The sequence below is a fragment of the Polynucleobacter sp. 35-46-11 genome (genome assembly GCF_002281105.1).
The window spans coordinates 1-4,904 of record NZ_NCFJ01000161.1; the positions used below are offsets into that span (position 1 = coordinate 1).

General features: G+C 44.6%; 2 protein-coding genes. Both read left to right on the forward strand.

What is annotated here, in order from left to right:
* Window positions 1-4,042: AsmA-like C-terminal region-containing protein (locus tag B7Y67_RS10795; RefSeq protein WP_293598647.1), on the forward strand; the 4,042-nt coding region annotated here is incomplete at its 5' end.
* A 16-nt stretch (window positions 4,043-4,058) separates the two neighbouring features.
* Window positions 4,059-4,892 (forward strand): carbon-nitrogen hydrolase family protein, encoded by an 834-nt coding sequence (locus B7Y67_RS10800; RefSeq protein WP_293598648.1) that lies wholly within the window; start codon window positions 4,059-4,061, stop codon window positions 4,890-4,892.
* Window positions 4,893-4,904 lie beyond the last annotated feature (12 nt).

The window sequence follows — 4,904 nt, forward strand, 5'->3', positions numbered from 1 at the left end:
TTTTGTGCTTGGCCATCTTGGGGTGCGCTTTATTCTCTGGCCTCAGATCGAAAAATCTAAGCCGGCCCTAGAGCATTTGATGAGTGCGCGCTTAGGCGCCAACATCACGATGGATGACGTACAAGTATCTTGGACCGGAATTCGTCCGAGTTTTGCGATTCAGGGATTAAGGTTTAACAACTCAAAAACGTCGACCCCTTCCCTGCTTATTCAAGACATCAATGGGCAACTTAGCTGGCTAACTTTTTATCACTTAGCCCCGTATTTTCATGAGATCACATTTAATCAGATTGAGCTTTACGCACAACGAGATGCAAAAGGTGCGATCTCAATTGCTGGAATTCCCATTCATAGCAAAGAGAATGACTTTTCTGCCGAGAATTGGTTGTTTGCTCAAAACGATATACAAATCAACGACGCCAAAATATTTTGGGAAGATCAGCAAAGTCGAAAGCTAAAGACCTCAATTGACATTCAAAGCATCCACCTAAAAAATGGCATTCGCAGTCATCAAGGTCAGTTGCTTGTACAAACACCTTGGAGTGCTAGCCCAATCAAACTCCAAGCTGACTTTGTTCATCATCTTGGGGGACAAGAAGGCAATTGGCGAGATTGGATCGGAAGCTTTTCATGGGGGCTTACTGAACTCAATCTCAGCCATATTTCTAAGGATATTAGCCTTCCACTCCATGATCTCGGTGGCAATGTCAACTCTCAGGGCAGCATAAAACTCGATAGCGGAAAAGCCAATGGTGGGCAAATCTCGTTGGCGGCCGATAATCTCCGAGTCCAATTAAATCAAGGCGAAGATCCCCTTGAGTTCGGTAGGTTGGAAACCAATCTAGTGCAGGGTACAGATGGCGGCCTCAATTCCATCACAACAAAAACTTTAGCATGGCGCAATATTGACAGTCCTAGCACCGCCCCCCTTGAAAAATTAAGCCCCATTACTTTCCGCTGGCGCTCCCCTAAGGATGGTGGCGAGATCACAGAGTTTGGTTTTTCCTCACCAAAAGTACAAGTAGAGGATGTTGCGCTCTTCGCACTCAATCTTCCCCTGCCGAAAAAAATACATCAGTGGATCAAGATTTCTGAAGCAGATGGTGAGCTGCAGAACTTGGATATCAATTGGTCTGAAAGAAAATCTGCTCTATCCACTTTACCAATTCCGGGCAATTGGTTTTCCGCCAATAAACTTGATTACACGATCAGCGCAAAGCTCAATGACATTAGCTTTACCGGAGTGAACAAATCGATGCCATCAGCTTTAAATTTGTCCGGCAGCTTAGTCAGCGATCAGAAGCAAGGCAGTTTCACACTCGACTCTACAAATCTTGAATTGGAGATGCATGATTTTTTATCTGATCCCGAGATTCAATTAGACCGCGCAAAAGGCTCCATTAGCTGGTCCAAGCAAAAAGGTAGTTGGCTCATTAATGCCAAGAATATGCAGTTGAGTAACTCTGAGATCACCACGAATTTTGATCTGAGCTACCTCATTGGTGCTCCCAAGCAACCCGATCAAATGACGCTAGATATGGAATTCGTTAAGGCTAAATTAGCAACAGCGCATCGCTATCTACCTGTTGGAATGGATAGGGATAGTCGCGCCTATCTGAGTAAGGCGTTTGAGGCTGGAGAGATTCAAAATGGCTCTTTACATATTAAGGGCGACCCAAATCAAGTGCCTTACCCTAGCGGAACTGCGGGGGAACTCAGCTTGCATCTACCTTTCTCCACCGCAATATTCAAGCCAGCACCCCTGCTGCCAAAAAGCCAAGGGGTTTGGCAAGCATTTAGTAATGTCAGCGGCAACATTGACATGAAACAAGCAATCTTGAATGTAGATGTTGATAAAGCTAACTATAAAAAAGTGGCGCTTTCGAATGTCAAATCACAAATACCTAATCTCAGCGCCAAAAACCTAAGCTTACTCATCAATGGCTCAATCGAAGGTGAAGGCTCGGAAATTCTGGAGTACTTATTTGCATCGCCTGTGGGCGTCAAACAAGTCAACATAGCTAAAAATCTCACCCTCAAGGGTCCAGTTAATCTAGGTCTTGACTTAAAAGTTCCACTGTCTGGAAGCGATGATGTTCACTTCGATGCAAAAATTAACCTCCCCGGTAATCAAGCTCAATGGGGACAAGCTCCTCCATTAAACAATCTGATGGGTAAGGTGCGAATTACTGAGGTCAATCCAGAGTTTGAAAATATCACTGCAAACTTTTTGGGTGGGGACTTGAAAATCGTAAGCGCGCCCTCCACAGCAGGAAATACTAGCTTCAGCATTAGGGGTGATATCAATGCTAGCTTCATCAAAGATTACATCTCAGGAAATTTAAAATCCTCAACCCATCCAGCGCTACTGACTGCAATGAGCGGATCAGCCAAATATGAAGGCTTGATTAACTTTAATAAAGCGGGAAGTCAAACCAATCTGAAATTTGATTTGCGCAATTGGGTAAGCACTGCGCCTGCACCTGCCAACAAATTAGCGGGAACCCCTATGCTAGGTGAGCTCAGCCTAAAAACTTACCCGGCAGGCAAAAACAGTTCAGTACATTCAGATTGGTCTGGAAAATTGGGGGATCAATATTTCCTCCAAGGAAATCTCAATTTTGCGAATGAAATAAAAAATGCTTTAGGAGTGGGATCGCCGGCACCATTGCCACAACAAGGTAGTTCACTTCACTTAGTAAGCAATGAACTCAATCTTGATCAATGGGTAGAATTTTTGGGAGCAAAAAAATCAGCCAATAAAGCGATTGATGCTAAACCGTCTGACGCCCCCGAGGATGACGTCCAAATATCCGCTCAAGTAAAGAAATTAATTGCTCTAGATCGCGAATGGACTGATGTAAGCATGCAGTCCCAGAAGAAAAATAGGATCTGGCAACTCCAATTAAATGCACCTCAAATTGCTGGTCAAGTGCAATGGCATCCCAGCAGTGGCGATCATCCGAGCGGGCTAATTGCTGGAAAACTTGCGCGCCTGAAAGTGCCAGATCAACGCATAGCTCCTGATCCACTCAATAAGGAAGATAGCCCACAAAAACCATCTTCAGTTAACACCCCCGTCAACCCCAACGCGATTCCCAGCTTAGATTTAGTAATTGATGACTTTAGCTGGAAAAAAGCAAAGTTGGGTACGGTAAAGATCCAATCGAGAACCAGCCAGGATCTCGTGAAAATCGATTCTATTCAGATTAATAATCCTCAAGGCAACTCCATCGTCAAAGGTCAATGGAGTGCAAGAACTCCAAACGTTGCAGAACAGAGCTCTTTTACTGCCAATGTGAAAATCCAAGATGCCGGACAAATTATTTCTCATTGGAGTAACTCTAAGTCTGTAGAAGGTGGAGAGGGGAAGTTTAATGCTTCACTCTCATGGTCTGGATCACCCTTTACACCAAATTATGATTCTTTAGCTGGCACCGTTAGCCTCGACCTTGCTAAAGGTCGCTTACTTGAAGTCAATTCTGATGGCGCAAAATTACTAGATGTTTTGAGTCTGCAAAGCTTGTTTAGGTTTGCTACCTTAGACTTAAAAGGTAGTCTTGGCAGCTTGGTCACCAAAGGCACCCCATTTAACTCAATTAATACCAATTTTGAGGTCGAGCAAGGCATTGCACAAGCTAAGCAATTCACGATGGTTCTGGATCAGGCTCGTGTTGCAATGACTGGACAAATTAACGTGCCCAAAGAAACTCAAGATTTACGCATCACCATCTTCCCAACAATTGACGCTACAGCAGGCTCACTGGCGGCATTTGCGATTAACCCAATTATTGGTCTGGGGGCGGTCGTAGGTCAATACCTCATTACCAATCAAATTAATCGCAGTATGCAAACAGATTATTTGATTCAGGGTTCTTGGGATAACCCAGAGGTCATCCCACTCGATCAGAAGGGTCAACCGCTTGATGCAAAAACAATGGAAACGATTCGCACTAAGAATCTTTTGAAAGAGCAAACCAAACCTAGTACGCCAACTTCTGCACCCGCAAGCCCACCTGCAAATCAAAATATCCCCACCTAAACGCCAGGCTTAACAGATGAACTCACTAAGAAATGCCTCTGAACTCAATATGGCTTCGATACAAATGGTATCGACCCCTAGCCTCAGCGAGAACCTTGAGGTTGCTGAAGGCTTGATTAAAGCTGCCGCAGATTGCGGTGCTCAGATTGCCGTACTGCCAGAATATTTTTGCTTAATGGGCTTGAAAGATACAGATAAGGTAAACGCACGAGAAGCTGCTGGATCGGGTCCAATTCAAGAGCGCCTTGCAGCTATAGCCCAAGAAAATAATATTTATCTCGTGGCTGGCACTATTCCTCTTGAGGCGAAAGAGTCCAACAAAGTTCTCAACACCTCTCTAGTATTTGATCCCACGGGAAAGCAAATCGCTCGCTACGACAAAATCCACTTGTTTGGTTTTCAAACTGAAACAGAGCGTTACGAAGAATCAGAAACGATTGCAGCAGGTAGTCAGCCAGGTCAATTTGTCATCAGGATCAATGAAGTTGACTGGCACTTTGGATTGAGCATTTGTTATGACCTTCGTTTTCCAGAGCTATACCGCGCCCTCGGGCAAGTCGATTGTCACATCATCCCAGCTGCATTTACCTACACAACCGGTAAGGATCATTGGGAGATCCTCTTGCGCGCACGTGCTATTGAAAACCAGTGCTATGTACTATCGTCAGCTCAAGGCGGTGTTCACCTAAATCAACGCCGAACCTGGGGTGAGAGCATGCTCATTGACCCTTGGGGCGAGATTCTGAGCAATCTTCCTGAAGGAGAAGGTTTTATTCAGGGCAAACTCAGCAAAGATAAATTAAAAGAGGTACGCTCTAAGCTACCGGCACTAAAACACCGCAAGCTTTAATACAGAAAGTTC